We start from the raw sequence: 17097 nt of genomic DNA, 5'->3' as shown, positions 1-17097 counted from the left end.
GCGACAATCCGCGCCATGCACCCTACCCTGAATACCGTTACCCTTGCGCTCTCCGGCGCCTCCGGCATGGCCTACGGCCTGCGTCTGCTCGAATGTCTGCTGGCCGCCGACCTGCAGGTCTATCTGCTGGTGTCGCAGGCGGCGCACATCGTCGCCAAGCAGGAACTCGGCGTGGCGCTGCCTGCACGCGCCAGCGATCTCGAACGGCAGTTGTCGGAAGGCCTGAACACACGCGACGACCAGCTGCGCGTGTTCGGGCGCGAGGACTGGAATGCGCCGGTCGCATCCGGATCCAATCCGGCCGATGCGATGGTGGTCTGCCCGTGTTCGATGGGCACGCTCGCCGCCATCGCCCACGGCTTGTCCGACAACCTGATCGAACGCGCCGCCGACGTGATGCTGAAAGAGCAGCGTAAGCTCATCCTCGTGCCTCGCGAAGCGCCGTTTTCCACCCTGCACCTGGAGAACATGCTGACGCTGTCGCGGATGAACGCAGTCATCCTGCCGGCCAATCCCGGCTTTTATCATCAGCCGCAGTCGGTCGCCGACATCGTCGATTTCGTCGTCGCGCGAATTCTCGACCAACTCGGCGTCCAACATGAACTCATGGCACGCTGGGGCGACAGCCGGTGAACGCCGCCGCAAAACTGACCAGCCTGCCGCTGTTTCCACTGAACACCGTGGTGTTTCCCGGCGGCCGGATGCCGTTGCGGATTTTCGAACAGCGCTACATCGACATGGTGAAGCAGGCGATCGCCGACGACAGCCCGTTCGGCATCTGCGCTATCCGGGAAGGCAAGGAGACCGGCACGCCCGCCGTGCCCTATTCGATTGGCACGCGAGTCCGCATCACCGATTGGGACATGCCCGAAACCGGCATCCTGCACATCGACACCCAGGCCGACACACGGTTCGTCATCCGCCATACCCAGGTCGAACCCAGCGGACTGCTGATCGGAACGGTTGACGAAGTCAGTGCCGAACCGGCCAGCGCGATCCCTCACGAACTCGAACTGGCCGTGGAAATCCTGCGCCACATCATCAGCGAGTACGGTCACGCGCACTTCCCGGCCCCGCATGCATTCGACGATGCCGTGTGGGTCAGCTACCGGCTGTCCGAAGTGCTGCCGCTGAAGCTCAGCGTCAAGCAGAATCTGCTGGAAATGAACGACAGCGTGACGCGCATGCGCATCCTCACCGAATTCCTCAAGCGGCAGATCAACTGATGGCGCGCTTCTATCCCGCCCTCGAAGAAAAACACCGCGCCTTCATCGCCGCGCAGCAGATGTTTTTTACTGCCACCGGCACCGCCACGAGCCGTCTCAACCTGTCGCCCAAGGGCATGGACAGCCTGCGCGTATTGTCCGACGCCCGCGTCGCCTACCTCGACCTCACCGGCAGCGGCAATGAAACCGCGGCCCACCTGGCCCACGATGGCCGCATGACACTGATGTGGTGCAGCTTCGATGCCGATCCATTGATCCTGCGCCTGTACGGACGCGGCCGCGCCGTGCGCCGGCAGGATCCGGAGTGGGGCGAAATCCGCCGCCATTTCCCTGCTCTTCCCGGCGAACGCCAGATCATCGTGCTCGACGTCGAATCGGTGCAGACCTCGTGCGGTTACGCCGTGCCGCGCTACACCTATGCGGGTGAACGCGACACCCTGGCGCGCTGGGCCGAGAAAAAAGGACCGGTCGGCCTGCTCGATTACTGGCGCGAAAAAAACCAGATCAGCATCGACGGTCTACCCACCGGATTATTGGAGGATGCGAAATGAAAGGACACCTGATCCCGCTTGTACTGCTCCTGTCCGCCTGCAATCCAGCGCCGCCTCCACAACCCAAAACCGAAGACAAGCCCAACCCGGTCTTCGACACACAGATCCAGTCCGTCAGAAAAGCCCAGGCCGTGGAAGCTCAGGTCATGGACGCCGCCGATGCGCAACGCAAGCAGATCGACAACGCGACGCAGCAATAAGGCCGTGCAACCGGGCGGCTACAGCCACATCAGGATTCGATCAAGCACTGCACCACCGCGCCAGCCAGCATCAGTCCGAACAACGGCGGCATGTAGCTGATAGTGCCGTTGACCGCACGGTCGCGGCCGCGGCCCTCGACCGGCTGCGGTGGCAAGGGCGGCCGCCCCGCCTCGTCGGAAAACACGGTGAGCACGCCTTTTGGAATGCCGCGTTTCCTGAGCCGCTTGCGCATCACCGAGGCGAGCGGGCACATGCTGGTTTTCGAAATGTCGGCAATTTTTATCCGGGTGGGATCGAGCTTGTTGCCGGCTCCCATGCTGGAAGCAACCTTGAGGCCGCGCTCGACGCTGCTGGCAACCAGCGCAACCTTGCAATTGAGCGAATCGATGCAATCGATAACGAAATCGACGTCGGCAGGCACCATATCGGCCACGGTTTCAGGGATGAGGAATTCGCGAATCACGGTCAGTTCGCACGTCGGGTTGATGTCGCGGATACGCGCTGCCATCAATTCGGCTTTCGGCTGCCCTACGGTGGACAGCAAGGCAGGCAGTTGGCGGTTGATGTTCGACACGGCGACCACATCGTGGTCGATCAGCGTCAACCGCCCCACCCCGGCGCGCGCCAGCGCCTCGGCGCAATACGAACCGACGCCACCCAGGCCTGCCACCAGCACGTGCGCCTGCGCAAGTCGCGCCTGCTCGCCGGCATCGAGCAGAATCCGTGTGCGTTCGAATTGCGGCAGGCTTGCGTCCATCGGCTAGAATCCCCTCATGATGAAATGGCTGGTCACACTCGTTCTGGCGTTGTTGGTGTTGGGTCTGCTCACACCCTGGCTCAATCGGCTGGGCCTGGGCAGGCTGCCCGGCGACGTTCAGATCCGGCATAAACGAGGCGTATTCTACTTCCCCTTCGCCAGTGTCATTCTCATGTCGCTGGCACTCTCGCTGCTCGTCCATCTGTTCGGCCGATGAACAAGGCGCCCGCCCACAGGATGCTTGACCCAAAATGAACAAGGCATTCGTCAAGGAAACCGACGCACCGGATGCGGATGAGGACGAGATCGATGCGCCTGCGCTTCCCGCCGGGTCGAAGAACTACATGACGCCCGCGGGCTACGCGCAGCTCGATGCCGAATTCAACCAGCTATGGAAAGTCGAACGCCCCAAACTGGTGGAAACCATCTCGTGGGCGGCCAGCAACGGCGACCGCTCCGAGAACGGCGACTACATCTACGGTAAGAAGCGTCTGCGCGAAGTCGATCGACGCATCCGTTTTTTATCCAAGCGTCTGGAGCACGCCGATGTCGTCGACCCGGCCACCCGCGAGGACACCGACCAGGTGTTCTTCGGCGCCACCGTCACGATCGCGGATGAAGACGGCAGCGAATCCACCTTCGCCATCGTCGGCATCGACGAAGCCGATGTCGGGCGGGGTCGCATCGCCTGGATCTCGCCGATGGCGCGCGCACTCCTGAAAGCGCGCGAAGGCGACACCGTCAGCGTCCAGACGCCCGAAGGACGGCGCGAAGTCGACATCGTCGCGGTTCGCTACCAGGCCATCGATTGATCCACCATAACCACCGCCGCCTGTGCCTGGCCGGCACCTCTGTCCCTTATCGATTTCTTGACGCCATGATGAAACCAGCCTCGCTTGCCGCCAGCCTCTTCCTGTCCACCGCACTTGTCGCCTGCGGCAAGGACGCGCCCTCCGGCACTGAACGTGCCGCCGCTCCCGTGTCGACCGCCCCGGGACCTGCCGATATCCTGGCAGCGCTACCGCACGATACCCGGCCTTACGGACTCGACGTCTACATGGCAAAGTGTGCGAGCTGCCATGGTGACCTCGGGCAGGGCGTCGCGACGAACCCCGTGCTCAAAGGCATGACACGCGCCGCGATGTATCAGAAACTGCTGGACTATCGCGCCGGCAAGGCCCAAGGCGCACAACCGGCTGCCATGGCGAAAGCGGTAGCGGGCCTGAGTGATGCCGAACTCGCGGCGGCATCGGTTTACGCGGGGGAATAACGCACTTGCCGGCCTCCACGCCCGCGCAAACAGGGAACTGTCAGTTCAGCGCGCTGGCCAGCAGGCGCCGGTAACGACTCACCAGTTCGTCGCCGCCCAGCAAGTTGAAGACCGACAGCAAGGTCTTGCGGCCGACATCGTCCTCGAAGCCGCGATCACGACGGACGATTTCCAGCAGCTGATCCATCCCCGCTTCGTACTGTCCGGCCGCAACCAGCAGGTTGGCAAGCCGTAGCCGCGCCTCCAGATCATTTTCGTTCGCTGCCACCCGCGAGCGCAAGGCTGCTTCGTCTTCGCCGGCCACACCCATGAATTGCAGGCGCGCCTTCAAGGCTGGCACGCGCGGATCGGCGTCATCCGGCACGCTTCCGATCAGGCGACGGGCCTCCTCGGCCTCGTTCAGGTCGAGCATGATTTCCGCTGCGTCGAGCCGGACACCGAGATGGGCGGGATCGATTCTCGAGGCATCGGCCAGCAATTGCAGCGCGCCGGGTGCATCGCCCGCCCGGCGGGCGTCAGCCGCCTGGCGACGCAGTTCGTCCGCCGGGCCGGGAACGAGCCGGTCGAGAAAGGCCCGTACCTCGCCTTCAGGCAACGCACCGGAAAACTCGTCGACCGGTTCGCCATCGACGAAGGCCTTGACNNTATTCGGCCGCGAGTTTTTCCAGGATGGGCTTCAGCTGCTTGCACGGGCCGCACCAGGGTGCCCAGAAATCGACCACCACCGGGCGATGCTTCGATTCTTCGAGGACGCGTTGCGAAAAGTCGGCGAGGCCGACGTCGAGAGCATGTTCGGACATGGAACCTCCGCGTGAATCCGTGACGAGGATCAGCCGAGCCTAAATCTGTCTGGCCAGCTCGGCCGCCAACCCGTTATATGACGCCGGCGTCATCGATTTCAAGCGGGTCTTCTCGGCCTCAGGAATCGTCAGCCCGTCGATGAAGGCATGCAGCGTCTCACGCGTCATGCCGGCCTTGCCGCGGGTCAGTTCCTTCAACTGCTCATAGGGATTGGCCACGCCATAGCGGCGCATCACGGTCTGGATCGGTTCAGCCAGCACTTCCCAGTTGGCGTCGAGATCGGCCGCGAGCGCGGCCGGATTGGCCTCCAATTTGGACAGTCCACGCAGGCAGGATTCGTAGGCCAGCAGGCTGTAGCCGAAGCCGACGCCCATGTTGCGCAACACGGTCGAATCGGTGAGGTCGCGCTGCCAGCGCGAGACCGGCAGTTTTTCTGCGAGGTGGCGCAGCACTGCATTGGCCAGCCCCAGGTTGCCTTCGCTGTTTTCGAAGTCGATAGGGTTGACCTTGTGCGGCATGGTGGACGAGCCCACCTCGCCCGCCTTCACTTTCTGCTTGAAGTAACCCACCGAGATATAGCCCCAGATGTCGCGGTTGAGATCGATGAGGATGGTGTTGGTGCGCGCAATGGCGTCGTACAGTTCGGCCATGGCGTCGTGCGGCTCGATCTGGGTGGTGTAGGGGTTGAAGGTGAGCCCCAGGCACATCACGAATTCGCGGGCGAAGTTTTCCCAATCGAGTTCGGGATAGGCGGACAGGTGCGCATTGTAATTACCGACCGCGCCATTGATCTTGCCCAGCAGTTCGGTCGCGCCGATGACGTCCCAGGCGCGGCGCAGGCGATAGACGACGTTGGCAAGCTCCTTGCCGACCGTGGTGGGCGACGCCGGCTGGCCGTGGGTACGCGACAGCATCGGCAGATCGGCCAGTTCGTGCGCCAGTTCGGTCAGGCGCGCGATGACTTTTTCCAGGGCCGGCTGCAGCACGCCATCGCGCGCGCCTTTGAGCATCAGGGCATGCGACAGGTTGTTGATGTCTTCCGACGTGCAGGCGAAGTGGATGAACTCGGATACCGCGGCGATTTCGGCGCTGGCCCGGGTCTTCTCTTTGAGGAAATACTCCACTGCCTTGACGTCGTGATTGGTGGTGGCCTCGATCGCCTTGACGCGCTCGGCGTCAGCCACGGAAAACGTGTCGGCGATGCCGTCGAGCAACGCAATGGCCTGGTCGGAAAACGCCGGCACTTCGACGATGGCGGGCTCGGCCGCCAGCGCCTTCAGCCATTCGATCTCGACGATGACACGGTATTTGATCAGGGCGTATTCGCTGAAGAAATCGCGCAACGGCGCAGTTTTCGAGCCATAGCGGCCATCCAGTGGCGAAAGTGCCGTCAGGGCATTGAGTTCCATCTTGTCTTCTCCGTTCTAACAGGGCGCCTCGGGGCGCGTGCACCCCGAATTATCCACGAGAACGGGCATCAAGCGGGTGCACGCATGCCATTCGAGCATTCCACCCGTCATCCTGTCCCGCGTGGCGCGCTCTACAATCCGTACATGGATATTGCCGCCCTCATCGCACAGTATGGCTATGCCGCCGTATTCCTCGGCGCCCTGTTCGAAGGCGAATCCGTGCTGCTGCTGGCGGGTTATGCGGCACATCGCGGCTATCTCGATTTTCCCGTGTTGACTGTCGTTGCGGGGGTGGGCGCGATGACGGGTGATCAATTCTTTTTCTGGCTCGGGCGCCGCCACGGGCAAGCGCTGCTGACGCGTCGTCCAGTCTGGCGCGGCAAGGTCGAACAGGCGCTCGATCTCATCCAGCGACACCCGGCCGGCACCATTCTGGTGATGCGATTCATGTGGGGGTTGCGTATCGCCCTACCCGTCGCCGTCGGACTCAGCGACGTGGCACGCTGGCGCTTTTTCTGGCTCAACCTTGCGTCCGCCACACTGTGGGCGCCTCTGGTAGGGGGTGCCGGCTACGTGTTCGGCGCCCTGTTGAGCAGCCATCTGGCCGTGCTGCATCGGGTCGAGCACTGGGTTATGCTCGGCCTGGTGGCCGTCCTGCTGGCCTTGCGCGGTTTTCTGCATTCACGTCATACCCGATCATGAAATTTCTGCTGCCCTATCCGCACCGTGAGCTTCACCCCGTAGCCCGCCTGCGCGCATGGCACCGGTTGTCGCTTGCGCTGACACTCGGCGTTCTGGGTGCGGCATCAACGTATGCCGACGTATGGGAAACGCGGCTGCTGACCGGCTGGCTGGCCGGCAGTCTGGCGTATCTGCTGCTGGTGTGGTGGGGCGTGGGACGGCTCGACACCGCCCACACTCGGCTGCGCGCCACCAGCGAAGACCCTGGTGCCACCGCCCTGTATATCGCGCTGGTCGCGGCGTCGTGGATCAGCCTGATCGGCGTGCTGCTGGTCACCGATGCGGCCAAGACCTCGACGGGCATGGTGCGCGGACTGCACATCGTCCTCGCGCTCGGCACGCTGGCATCGACCTGGCTCTTGATCCAGACCCTGTTCGCGCTGCGTTACGCGCGCCACTACTACCGCTCGCATGCGGGCAAGGACACAGGCGGGCTGGCGTTTCCCGGTGCGGCGCCCGGCTACGCCGATTTTGGGTACTTCGCAGCGGTCATCGGCATGACCTCGCAAGTGGCCGACGTCGCGATCACCACGACAGAGATGCGCCGGCTGGTGCTGGTGCACGGCCTGGTGTCGTTCAGCTTCAATCTGCTGGTGCTGGCGCTGACGATCAACCTCGTCGCCAGTGCTCTGGGGTAGGCGCGGTCAGACGACGCGACGGTCGCGCTATCTCAAACGGTTCGCCGATCGCGGACGGCCTGCGCCAGCGTGCCGCTGTCGACGTACTCCAGCTCGCCGCCGACCGGCACGCCGCGCGCCAGCCGGCTCACTTTCAAACCGCGCGCCTTCAGCAATTCGCCGATGGTGTGCGCGGTGGCCTCTCCCTCCGGGGTGAAGTTGGTCGCCAGGATCACTTCCTCGACCACGCCGTCGAGCGCACGGCTGATCAGGCGGTCGAGATGAATCTCGCGCGGGCCGATGCCATCGAGCGGCGACAGCCGGCCCATCAGCACGAAATACAGGCCACCGTAGCTTTGCGTGGCTTCCATCATGTTGAAATCGGCCGGCATCTCAACCACGGCCAGCTGCCGCTTGTCGCGGTTCGGGCTGGCGCAGACCTCGCACACTTCCGCCTCGGAAAAGTTGTTGCACAGCCGGCAATGATGCAGATGCGTCAGCGCATGATTGAGCGCGCCGGCCAGCGCCTCGGCGCCGCGCCGATCGCGTTGCAGCAGATGGTAGGCCATGCGTGCCGCCGATTTGGGGCCGACGCCGGGCAGCACGCGCAGGGCAATGATCAGGTTTTCCAGCGCGGCCGGTTGCATCTCGTTGTTTCTATCCGATCAAAAAGGCAGCTTCATCCCCGGCGGGATCGGCAGGCCGGCGGTCACGCTGCCCATTTTTTCCTGTACCGTGGATTCGACCTTGCGCACCGCGTCGTTCACTGCCGCGGCCACCAGGTCTTCCAGCATTTCCTTGTCGTCGCCCATCAGGCTGGGATCGATGGTGACGCGGCGCACGTCGTATTTGCAGGTCATCGTCACCTTGACCATGCCGGCGCCGCTCTGCCCCTCGATTTCGATTTCGGCCAGCTTGGCCTGCATCTTGGCCATGTTTTCCTGCACCTGCTGGACCTGCTTCATCATGTTGCCGATGCCGCCCTTCATCATGTTGATTCTCCTAGTGCCCTGAGTCGGGAATATGTTGATCGAGTGTTCGCATAGCACACTGGCCGGACCGATGGAAATGTCGAAATCTTTCGCAGGCCAGGCGCAAACCACAGCCAGGTTGGACACCTGGCGAGGATTTGCAACGTCGCATGCGGAAGATTCTCGACATTTCCATTCGACATATTCCCGGCTCAGGGCACTAGCGGCTGTATGGTGGATGCATCGATCTGGCCGCCAAACTGGTCGACCAGTTCGCGCACGAATGGATCCGATTCGATGGCCGCCACGGCCTCGGCCTGGCGGGCTTCCTTGATGCGCGTACGCACCTGCTGCGGGGTCTGCTCGGCCGCGGCGCCGATCTCGAATGTGATCTGAAGCGCCGCGCCATATTTGTCTTTCAACGCCGAAACCAGCTTGTCCTGATAGGTGCGATCGAGCAGATGCTTATGCGACTCGCCCACGCGCAAGGTCACCGCATGGCCATTCTGCGCCACCAATTCACAGTGGTCGGCCAGCATCTTGGCCATGCCGCCCAGCCGCAGTTCGGCCACGACGGCGAGCCAGTCCCAGGCATCGCCCGGCTCGGGCTCACGGGCTGTCAATACGGGTGCGGATAGCGCATCCGGTTCAACCGGCGCAACCACCGGAACCGTTGCGCGCGGTGCAGCGTCGACAATCGGCTCAACAGTCGGTGCGGGCGCAGGGGGTGCGCCGGGCACGGCTTCCCGTCTGGCGGCGGGCATCGGCGGTTCGGCCCGCGTCGCAGACTCGGCACGCATAGCGGGCACGACGCGCTCCGCCGCAGCCGTTCTGACCGGCGTCGACCCACGATGCACATCAGCACGTACGGAATCGCGTGAACCCGGGGCAAAGGCCAGCATGCGCAGCAGCGTCATGCAGAATCCGGAAAACTCGTCCGGCGCATACGGCAGATCGCGTCGACCATTCAACGCAATCTGGTAATACAGCTGCACGGTTTCGGCGTCCAGCTGTGCGGCACACGTCTGCATGCGCTCGGCATCCATACTGCTTTCCACCGTGCCCGGCGCGTGCAGCAGCAACGCCAACTGGGTCAACAGATTGCCGAGATCCTGCAAGGTGGCGTCGAAGGCGATCCCGCGCTCGGCCAGCTGCCGCGCCTGATCCAGCAGCGCATCGCCGTTGCGCGCCGCCAGCGCGTCCAGCAGGTCGAACAGGTAGTCGCGCCGCACCGTACCGAGCATGGCTTCGACCGCGGCCGCTTCGACCTTGCCGCCGCCGTAGGCGATCGCCTGGTCGGTGAGCGACAAGGCATCGCGCATGCTGCCGGCGGCGGCACGCGCCAGCAGGTTCAGCGCAGCCGGTTCGCAGGCCACCTGCTCCTGTTCCAGCACCTCGCCCAGATGCTGCGCCACCAGCGCGGGCGGCATCGGCTTCAGATTGAACTGCAGGCAGCGGCTCAATACCGTCACCGGAATCTTCTGCGGGTCGGTGGTGGCAAGGATGAATTTCACATGCGCGGGCGGCTCTTCCAGCGTCTTCAGCATGGAATTGAACGCCGGCTTCGACAGCATGTGCACTTCGTCGATGATGTAGACCTTGTAGCGCCCCACCGTCGGCGCGTACTGCGCGTTGTCGAGCACCTCGCGCATGTTGTCGACGCCGGTGTTCGACGCCGCATCGAGTTCCAGCAGGTCGACGAAGCGTCCGGCATCGATCTGCGTACAGGCCGAGCACACGCCGCACGGCGTGGCCGTGACGCCCGTTTCGCAGTTGAGACATTTGGCGAGGATGCGTGCCAGCGTGGTCTTGCCGACCCCGCGCGTGCCGGTCAGCAGGTAGGCATGATGCAGCCGGCCTTGCGTCAGCGCATTCGACAGGGCCTGCACGACGTGTTCCTGGCCCTTGAGGTCGGCAAACGCGCGCGGCCGCCACTTGCGCGCCAGCGCAACGGTGGGGGTATCGGAATCGCCGAAAAGGTCGGTCATATTGAGAGGTGCGTGAGGAGAAAGGGGTGAGGCGTGAGAGGAAGGTTCTTCGCAATCTTCACGCCTGACTCCTCACCCCTTACACCTTACGGAATTCAAAGTGGCGAGCCAGAACCCCGGCACTGGCATCGGTCGCTGTGGCTGCTTCCTTCCGGACCTGACCCGATTCACAACTTAGCCATGCGGGGAGGCCCGCCGCGTGCATTTTAACCCGAAGCGCGCCTATTCCTCATCCGCCGGCACGGTCAGGCGGCGTTTTTTCACCGCGTCGGCCAGCAGCCGCAGCAGCGGAACGGTGTCGTCCCAGCCGATGCAGGCGTCGGTGATCGACTTGGCGTATTCCAGCGGCTGGCCGGCGACCATATCCTGACGCCCCGCGTTCAAGTGGCTTTCGATCATCGCGCCGATGATGCGAGTGTCTCCGCCCGCCACCTGCGCTGCCACGTCGGCCCCGACGTCCATCTGGCGCTGGAACTGCTTGCTCGAATTGGCATGCGAGAAATCGATCATCAACTGCTGGCGCAAGCCCGCCGACGCCAGCTCGCCGCACGCCAGATGGACGCTGGCCGCATCGTAATTGGGCGTCTTGCCGCCGCGCAGGATCACGTGCGTATCCTCGTTGCCCGAGGTGCTGAACACGCCAACATGACCCGACTTGGTGATGGAAATGAAATGGTGGCGTGCTGCCGCCGCCTTGATCGCATCGACCGCAATGCGCAGGCTGCCGTCGGTGCCGTTCTTGAAGCCGACCGGACACGACAGGCCGGACGCCAACTGGCGATGCGACTGCGATTCGGTGGTGCGCGCGCCGATGGCGCCCCAGCTCACCAGATCGGCGATGTACTGCGGCGAAATCAGGTCGAGGAATTCGGTCGCGCACGGCAGGCCGATTTCGTTGACTTCCAGCAGCAGTTTCCGCGCCAGGCGCAGGCCTTCGTTGATGTCGAAACTCTCGTCCAGGTGAGGATCGTTGATCAGCCCTTTCCAGCCCACGGTGGTACGCGGCTTTTCGAAGTACACGCGCATCACGATGATGAGCTCGTGCGCCAATTCGTCGGCCAGCGGCTTCAGCTTGCGCGCATAATCGAGCGCAGCGGCCGGATCGTGGATGGAACAGGGGCCGACGACGATGAACATGCGGTCGTCCGCCCCGCGCAGCACGTCGTGGATAGCGCTGCGCGCATGGGCCACATGGGCCAGTACGGTTTCGTTGGCGCGCAGTTCGCGCATGACCTGCATCGGGGCGAGCAGTTCGCCGCTTTGCTCGATGCGGGTATCGTCGGTTCGGGTGGCAGACATGTTCAGGCTCCGGTTGGTGTGCTTCGATCGCGGCGGCTTAAACAAAAAAACCGCCAGCGGGCTGGCGGTTTCGTCAAGGCGTTGCTGCTCGTCTCAGCGCCTCCCGACCGCCTGCGGCGTGGGATAAAAGCGGCTAAAAAAGAACTTTGCGGCACAATTCATGCATGGGAGTCTACCAAAATCAGGCGGAGTCCGCCAAGTGACTTCCAACCCGGCCGGCGTCGCCCTGAGCTGGACAGCACGACCGGGCCGTTGTATTGAGCAGGTGGGGAAAAATCAAGGGAAAGTGTGGAAACGATGGCTAACGCGACAGATAACCAACATACCGGCCAGGAATTGCGGCGCGACCGGCGCTTCCAAGTTTCACAGGCCGCCATTATCACGCAACCGGGATACACGGAAATCGCCTGCGAGATTCGCGATTTCTGCCAGGGCGGCCTGTTTCTCAAGTTCACCAACCCGGAAGCGGCGATCACCGCTTTGGCCAAGCGCGCCGATGCTGCGGTGGAAATCGTCTTCACCCCTGTGTCGCTCAGTGCGGCCCAGACCTTCCGGGTGCCTGCGCAGCTCAAGCGTCTGAGTCCGCTCGGGGTCGGGGTGGCGTTCGCCCGGCAACCCGTCGATGCGCTGCGTGCGCTGCAAAGGCTGCGCATGGCGGGACACCGGCAAAAACTGGCCGCCCTGCCGACCTCCGCTGCCCATCCCCATTTGCGCGAAGCCAGTACCACCCTGCTGAGCGAGACCCTGTTCCAGGTGCACGACCAGATCATGCGTGTACTGGGCGACAAACTGAGCGCCGCAGCCGTGCAGGCATCCGGCATTGCCGAACACAGCGGCCTGCTGAGCGCCGTGCATGAATTCGCCAATCACGGCCCGGCCGTGCAGACCCGATTTGTGCAAGGCGTACTCGATGCGCTCAAACAGGCGCGGCCGGTCCAGACCCAGGCCACCCGCGACTCGACGGACGGCGGATTGGCGCTGGTCGACGAACTGGATTTCGAAGACTGGCTTGCCACTTCGAGCGAGGCCAACAAGCTGGAAGAACAATTCCGCGAACAGCTTTCGGACATCGAGCCCCGCATCGGCCAACTGTTCGGTTTCGCCTGCGATCACAACAACAACCCCTTCGGTCCGGCGGTCATCGGCCATGCCTATCGTGGCGCATTGCAAGACGTGCCGGTGCTGGCCAAGGCGCGCCAGGTCGCCTACGCCACGCTGCGCGATGTGCTGACCGAACTGCTGGCGCCGTTGTATGCCGAACTGCTGGCCCTGTTGCCCGTTTCGCAGGCCGAGGTCGAGCGCCATAAACCTGCCGTGTCGCCACAGCATGCCGCCGCCCCGACTAGCGACGACGCATCGCCCCCGGCGCAGCCTGAGGGTCAGGCATCGTCGCCTCCCGCCCAGCCGCGCGGCACGCTCAACCGCCTGGCCGGCTCGCTGCTGGACTTTTTCCGCGGCCAGCCCGCCGCCCCTGCTACGGGCGCAACGGGCGCCCCCGCCGCAGGCGGCGCCATGCCGGGTTATGCCCCGCAACCCCAGGGAATGCCGGCTGCTGCGGGCGCTGGCGGCGGCGCAGCCGGCCAGACCATGATGCCCGGCACATCCGGCATCGCCCACTCCCCGGTGCTGCAGCGTCTGGCCGCCGCCGGTGCCTTGCCGCCGGCCGTCACCCATGAAATGCAGCGTTCGGTCGACATGTTCGGCGCACTGTTCGACACCATGCATGCCGAGAAATCGGTCAGCGAAGGCATGCGGCCGTTTTTCCAGCAACTGGAAACCAGCCTCATCAAGCTGGCGATGGCCGATCCGGAATTCCTCGCCTCGCCTGCCCACCCCGCACACAAGGTACTGAACACCCTCGACCGCATCAGCATGGTGGCCGGCGACGACGGCAAGATCACGGATGCGCGTCTGCTACGGCTGATGAGCCGTTGGACCGATCGCATCAACGCCGAGGCCGACAAGAATCCGGGGGTGTTCGAGGAAGCGCGCACCCAGCTGGAACGCGTGGTCAAGCCGCTGCTGCACGAGCGTGCCGCGCGCGTGTTCCGCCTGCAGGAAATGTGCGAGGGCCGCCAGCGCGCCGAGGTTGTCAAGCAGCGCATCCTGCGCGATCTGCTGAAGCGATTGGAGAACGAGCGGGCGGTGCCGAATGCCGTCATCGAACTGCTGAACGGCGGCTGGCGCAATGTGCTGCTGATCGCCGAGATGCGCCACGGCGTCGACAGCGACGAAGCACGCGAGGCCTGGCAGGTGTTGCAGCAGTTGTGCACCTGGCTGGATACGGACCAGACCGAGCCGCCCACGACCGCCCAGATCCAGGCCCTGCTGCAGCAAATCGACCAGGCCCTGACCCAGGTATGCGCCGACAAATTCGCGCAGGACCGCATCGTCGACCAGCTTGCCACCGCGCTGTTCGACGAAGGCAAATCGCAACATCAGCGCACCTCGGTCGCCGCCCGTCTTGACGACGCGGCCAGCGAGCCGCTCTCCGAGGCGCAGGACAACCTGGCCGAACGCCTGCGCGTCGGCGACTGGCTGCAGTTCAAGTCGCTCGACGCCCCGCTCAACCTGATCTGGATCGGCGACCAGCCGCCGGTGTACGTCTTCGCCAATTACCGCGGCATCAAGAAACTCGACCTCAAGCGCCAGGATCTGCTGCAGTCGCTGGAAGACGGCGAGGCACAATGGACCGAGGACCTGGAGCTGCCGCTGATGGATCGTTCCTACAGCGCGATGATCCAGAAAATGCAGCGCGACCTGCTGTGGCAAGCATCCCACGATCCCGCCACCGGACTCGCCAATCGGAAGAGCTTCTTCCGCTCCATCCGCCGCAACTGGCTGCGCAGCCAGGCGGCCGACAGCGGCTACGCCATCGGCGTGATCCAGTTCGACATCAGCAAACCCACGGGCGAAACCGCCGGCGTCGAGATCCGCACGCCCATCCTGCGCGATTACGCCCGGATGATGCCCACGCTGTTGCCGCCCAATGCACTGCTTGCACGCTCCGGCGAATCCGGCATCGCATTCTGGATCGAGGCAGCCGGCCAGGCTTCGGCCCAGGCGCAAACCGAAGCCCTGCTGCACGCCCTGACCGCCCATCCCCAGGAAATCAACGGCACCCGCTACCGCGTACAGCCTGCGGCCGGCCTGGCCTGGGCGCGCGACTGCATCACCCCCGAGATCTACTACGACAACGCCAATGCCGCCTGCGCGCGCGCGCGCGAATCGGATGTATCCGTCGTCCAGTACGACAGCGAAGCTGACGAGAGCGGCGTGCTGGCGCTGGCCGAATGGGCTCATGAGCTGACCGCCATCCTCGCCAGCAACCAGCTCAGCCTCAACTGCCAGCCGGTGGCCGCCGCGGCCGATGCCGCGCGGACCCCGCTGTATTACGAAGTCCTGCTGCATCCCACCGCGGAAGGCGAACGCAACATCGCCACGCGCGACCTGATTGCCGTGGCCGAGCGCCTGCAACGCATCACCGAAATCGACCGCTGGGTGGTGCGTCACGTCCTGCAGTGGATGCGTGCGCACAGCGACACGCTCGCCCGGATCGGCGGCCTGTCGATCAACCTGTCCGGACAATCGGTCACCAATCCGCTGTTCCTGAAATACCTGCAGGCCGAACTGACGCGCGGTGACCTCCCCGGCGACAAGCTCATCTTCGAGATCAGCGAAGCCGACGCCGTCGAAGGCCACGCCCAGACCCAGCTGTTCATGCGCCAGTTGCAGCGCCACGGCTGCCGCTTCACCCTCGACGAGTTTGGCGCCGGCAACAGCTCCTACACCAGCCTGAAGAGCATGAAGCTGGATTACCTGAAGATCGACCGTGCGCTGGTGCGCGAAATCGGCACCAGCATGATCGACGAGGCCTTGGTGCGCTCGATTCTTGAAACAGGCAGCTTCCTCGGGATCAGGACGGTGGCGGGATTTGTCGAGAACGAGGAGGCGTTGGCGAAGCTGGCGGAGATGGGGGTGGATTGCGTGCAGGGGTATTTGATCGGGGAGCCGAGGCCGCTGGAGACACTGGCCTGAGAGATCGACCATGCACTGCGCCGGTCGCGCCAGGTTTGCCGAAGCATGCCCCACCTTCCTCAGCACCGTTCGCCCTGAGCCTGTCGAAGGGCAGTCAATAGTAGTGATGGATTTCACTTAACCGATGACCGTTGGCCGGGGGTAGCCCGGCAGCTAGTCCCTTTTCTTGTCTCGCCAAGAAAAGTAACCAAAAGAAGGCGACCCCGACATCCCCGAAACCCCGAAAATCGAGCCCGCCGGACGGGCGGCGAAGAACTCGCCCCGCCTTGCTGTTTTTAATTTGGTTTGTTGCGGGCGGGACTCAAACACCTTCGCCCCTGATCCGCCCGGCGGGCTCGATTTTCGGCGGGGCTGTGAGGGGAGGAAAGTCAAAACCAAGCAGGTAATGACTGACCATAAATTCTTACAACGTAGATTCCAGCAAACTCACAAGGGCATCAAGAGCCCTGACCATTTCCGGAAACCTTATTCTTTCCTTGGTGAGCGCGTCTGGGCTGCTATGTTTGAGCGAATTGACTTCATATTTCCGGATCCGCCTCCATTGCTGAAGAGTGGTGGACGAAACGCTGTGTCTCCTAGCCAGAGGAATCAAAACATCAATCCGGCAAGACTTGCTGCCTGTAATGTGTTTTATCAGCCGTTCAAAGCCAACGTCAATTCGCATTAGAGCACTATTGAAGTGAACAATAGATGTCCATGTTGATTTTGAAGGGCTACGTGACTTCGCTATATCTTGCGCCGCTGAAAGTGCCGCATCGAGCTCGGCACGCCACCGATTAGGATGTTGAATCCGATCTGTAAAGCCGCATCGCTGCGCTTCATGAGCACAATAAAGCGCTCCAATTGGATATGTGAGCAGCCCAGCCTTCTCAGGGTTATTCGCGCTTAATCTCGAGAGTCGTCGAGCAATAGTAGCAAGCGACATAACTGGGAAAGTTATGCCGTCCCGCCCACCGTCAACCCATCGATCCGCAGCGTCGGCTGCCCCACGCCCACCGGCACGCTCTGCCCTTCCTTGCCGCAGGTGCCGACGCCGGAATCCATCTCCATGTCGTTGCCGATCATGGAGACGCGCGTCAGCGCGTCGGGGCCGTTGCCGATCAGCGTCGCGCCCTTCACCGGGTAGGTGATCTTGCCGTCCTCGATCATGTAGGCCTCGGCGGCGGAGAAGACGAATTTGCCGCTGGTGATGTCGACCTGGCCGCCGCCGAAGTTGACGGCGTAGAGG

Annotated in this window: 19 protein-coding genes and 1 other RNA gene; 10 read left to right on the top strand and 10 right to left on the bottom strand. The window is 63.5% G+C overall.

Features of this window, described 5'->3' with window-relative positions:
• The first annotated feature begins 15 nt into the window (after positions 1-15).
• The 4 genes from ABT23_RS10055 to ABT23_RS10040 are packed head-to-tail and all read left to right on the top strand — an operon-like array spanning position 16 to position 1977.
• Complete coding sequence (locus ABT23_RS10055) at positions 16-633, top strand: flavin prenyltransferase UbiX (RefSeq protein ID WP_296634489.1); 618 nt, start codon at positions 16-18, stop codon at positions 631-633.
• Positions 630-1226, top strand: a complete 597-nt coding sequence (locus ABT23_RS10050) for an LON peptidase substrate-binding domain-containing protein (RefSeq protein WP_296634486.1) — start codon at positions 630-632, stop codon at positions 1224-1226. The genes ABT23_RS10055 and ABT23_RS10050 overlap by 4 nt, the downstream gene beginning before the upstream one ends.
• Positions 1226-1777: a pyridoxamine 5'-phosphate oxidase family protein gene (locus ABT23_RS10045; protein WP_296634484.1), complete on the top strand. Its 552-nt coding sequence runs from the start codon at positions 1226-1228 to the stop codon at positions 1775-1777. The genes ABT23_RS10050 and ABT23_RS10045 overlap by 1 nt, the downstream gene beginning before the upstream one ends.
• Positions 1774-1977, top strand: a complete 204-nt coding sequence (locus tag ABT23_RS10040) for a hypothetical protein (RefSeq protein WP_296634481.1) — start codon at positions 1774-1776, stop codon at positions 1975-1977. Before ABT23_RS10045 ends, ABT23_RS10040 begins: the two co-directional genes overlap by 4 nt.
• 29 nt (positions 1978-2006) lie before the next feature.
• Here the strand turns inward: ABT23_RS10040 and ABT23_RS10035 are convergent, their stop codons facing one another.
• The gene (locus tag ABT23_RS10035) at positions 2007-2735 is read right to left on the bottom strand and encodes a tRNA threonylcarbamoyladenosine dehydratase (RefSeq protein ID WP_296634479.1); all 729 of its coding nucleotides are present in this window, start codon (positions 2733-2735) and stop codon (positions 2007-2009) included.
• Positions 2736-2751: 16 nt separating this feature from the next.
• Here ABT23_RS10035 and ABT23_RS10030 point away from each other — a divergent pair, with 16 nt between their 5' ends.
• From ABT23_RS10030 to ABT23_RS10020, 3 genes are all read left to right on the top strand, one after another.
• Complete coding sequence (locus tag ABT23_RS10030) at positions 2752-2952, top strand: DUF2905 domain-containing protein (protein ID WP_018508520.1); 201 nt, start codon at positions 2752-2754, stop codon at positions 2950-2952.
• A gap of 34 nt (positions 2953-2986) precedes the next feature.
• Positions 2987-3547: a transcription elongation factor GreB gene (gene greB / locus ABT23_RS10025; RefSeq protein WP_296634477.1), complete on the top strand. Its 561-nt coding sequence runs from the start codon at positions 2987-2989 to the stop codon at positions 3545-3547.
• Between the two features lie 65 nt (positions 3548-3612).
• A complete protein-coding gene (locus tag ABT23_RS10020; RefSeq protein WP_296634474.1) occupies positions 3613-4005 on the top strand; it encodes a c-type cytochrome in 393 nt (130 codons plus the stop codon).
• Between the two features lie 40 nt (positions 4006-4045).
• Here the strand turns inward: ABT23_RS10020 and ABT23_RS10015 are convergent, their stop codons facing one another.
• From ABT23_RS10015 to purB, 3 genes are all read right to left on the bottom strand, one after another.
• Complete coding sequence (locus tag ABT23_RS10015; RefSeq protein WP_296634575.1) at positions 4046-4483, bottom strand: tetratricopeptide repeat protein; 438 nt, start codon at positions 4481-4483, stop codon at positions 4046-4048.
• A 167-nt stretch (positions 4484-4650) separates the two neighbouring features.
• On the bottom strand, positions 4651-4805 hold a 155-nt coding region (locus ABT23_RS10010; protein WP_296634572.1), incomplete at its 3' end, for a thioredoxin domain-containing protein.
• 39 nt (positions 4806-4844) lie between these two features.
• Positions 4845-6215, bottom strand: coding sequence for an adenylosuccinate lyase (gene purB, locus ABT23_RS10005; RefSeq protein ID WP_296634472.1), 1371 nt, complete (start codon positions 6213-6215; stop codon positions 4845-4847).
• A gap of 84 nt (positions 6216-6299) precedes the next feature.
• Between purB and ABT23_RS10000 the strand changes: the two genes are divergently transcribed.
• The gene (locus ABT23_RS10000) at positions 6300-6917 is read left to right on the top strand and encodes a DedA family protein (protein ID WP_296634469.1); all 618 of its coding nucleotides are present in this window, start codon (positions 6300-6302) and stop codon (positions 6915-6917) included.
• On the top strand, positions 6914-7594 hold the full coding sequence (locus tag ABT23_RS09995; RefSeq protein WP_296634466.1) for a DUF1345 domain-containing protein: 681 nt from the start codon (positions 6914-6916) through the stop codon (positions 7592-7594). The genes ABT23_RS10000 and ABT23_RS09995 overlap by 4 nt, the downstream gene beginning before the upstream one ends.
• Positions 7595-7626: 32 nt before the next feature.
• Here ABT23_RS09995 and recR read toward each other — a convergent pair whose 3' ends face one another.
• The 5 genes from recR to ABT23_RS09970 all read right to left on the bottom strand — a co-directional run bounded on the left by recR (position 7627) and on the right by ABT23_RS09970 (position 11831).
• A complete protein-coding gene (recR, locus tag ABT23_RS09990; protein ID WP_296634464.1) occupies positions 7627-8220 on the bottom strand; it encodes a recombination mediator RecR in 594 nt (197 codons plus the stop codon).
• A gap of 18 nt (positions 8221-8238) precedes the next feature.
• Complete coding sequence (locus ABT23_RS09985) at positions 8239-8562, bottom strand: YbaB/EbfC family nucleoid-associated protein (RefSeq protein ID WP_296634569.1); 324 nt, start codon at positions 8560-8562, stop codon at positions 8239-8241.
• Positions 8563-8756: 194 nt separating this feature from the next.
• Positions 8757-10532: a DNA polymerase III subunit gamma/tau gene (gene dnaX / locus ABT23_RS09980; protein WP_296634460.1), complete on the bottom strand. Its 1776-nt coding sequence runs from the start codon at positions 10530-10532 to the stop codon at positions 8757-8759.
• A gap of 99 nt (positions 10533-10631) precedes the next feature.
• Positions 10632-10729, bottom strand: an RNA gene (gene ffs, locus ABT23_RS09975) — signal recognition particle sRNA small type.
• Positions 10730-10754: 25 nt separating this feature from the next.
• Positions 10755-11831, bottom strand: coding sequence for a 3-deoxy-7-phosphoheptulonate synthase (locus tag ABT23_RS09970; RefSeq protein WP_296634457.1), 1077 nt, complete (start codon positions 11829-11831; stop codon positions 10755-10757).
• A gap of 297 nt (positions 11832-12128) precedes the next feature.
• Between ABT23_RS09970 and ABT23_RS09965 the strand changes: the two genes are divergently transcribed.
• The gene (locus ABT23_RS09965) at positions 12129-15869 is read left to right on the top strand and encodes a DUF1631 family protein (RefSeq protein WP_296634455.1); all 3741 of its coding nucleotides are present in this window, start codon (positions 12129-12131) and stop codon (positions 15867-15869) included.
• 936 nt (positions 15870-16805) lie between these two features.
• Here the strand turns inward: ABT23_RS09965 and ABT23_RS09960 are convergent.
• Positions 16806-17097, bottom strand: a 292-nt coding sequence (locus ABT23_RS09960) for a metallopeptidase TldD-related protein (RefSeq protein WP_296634452.1), incomplete at its 5' end; no start/stop codon positions are given.

This window comes from Thiobacillus sp. SCN 63-57, assembly GCF_001725555.1.
Lineage (GTDB): Bacteria > Pseudomonadota > Gammaproteobacteria > Burkholderiales > Thiobacillaceae > Thiobacillus.
The sequence above is the reverse complement of the archived record's forward strand: the minus strand, read 5'-3'. Positions and strand labels throughout refer to the sequence as shown.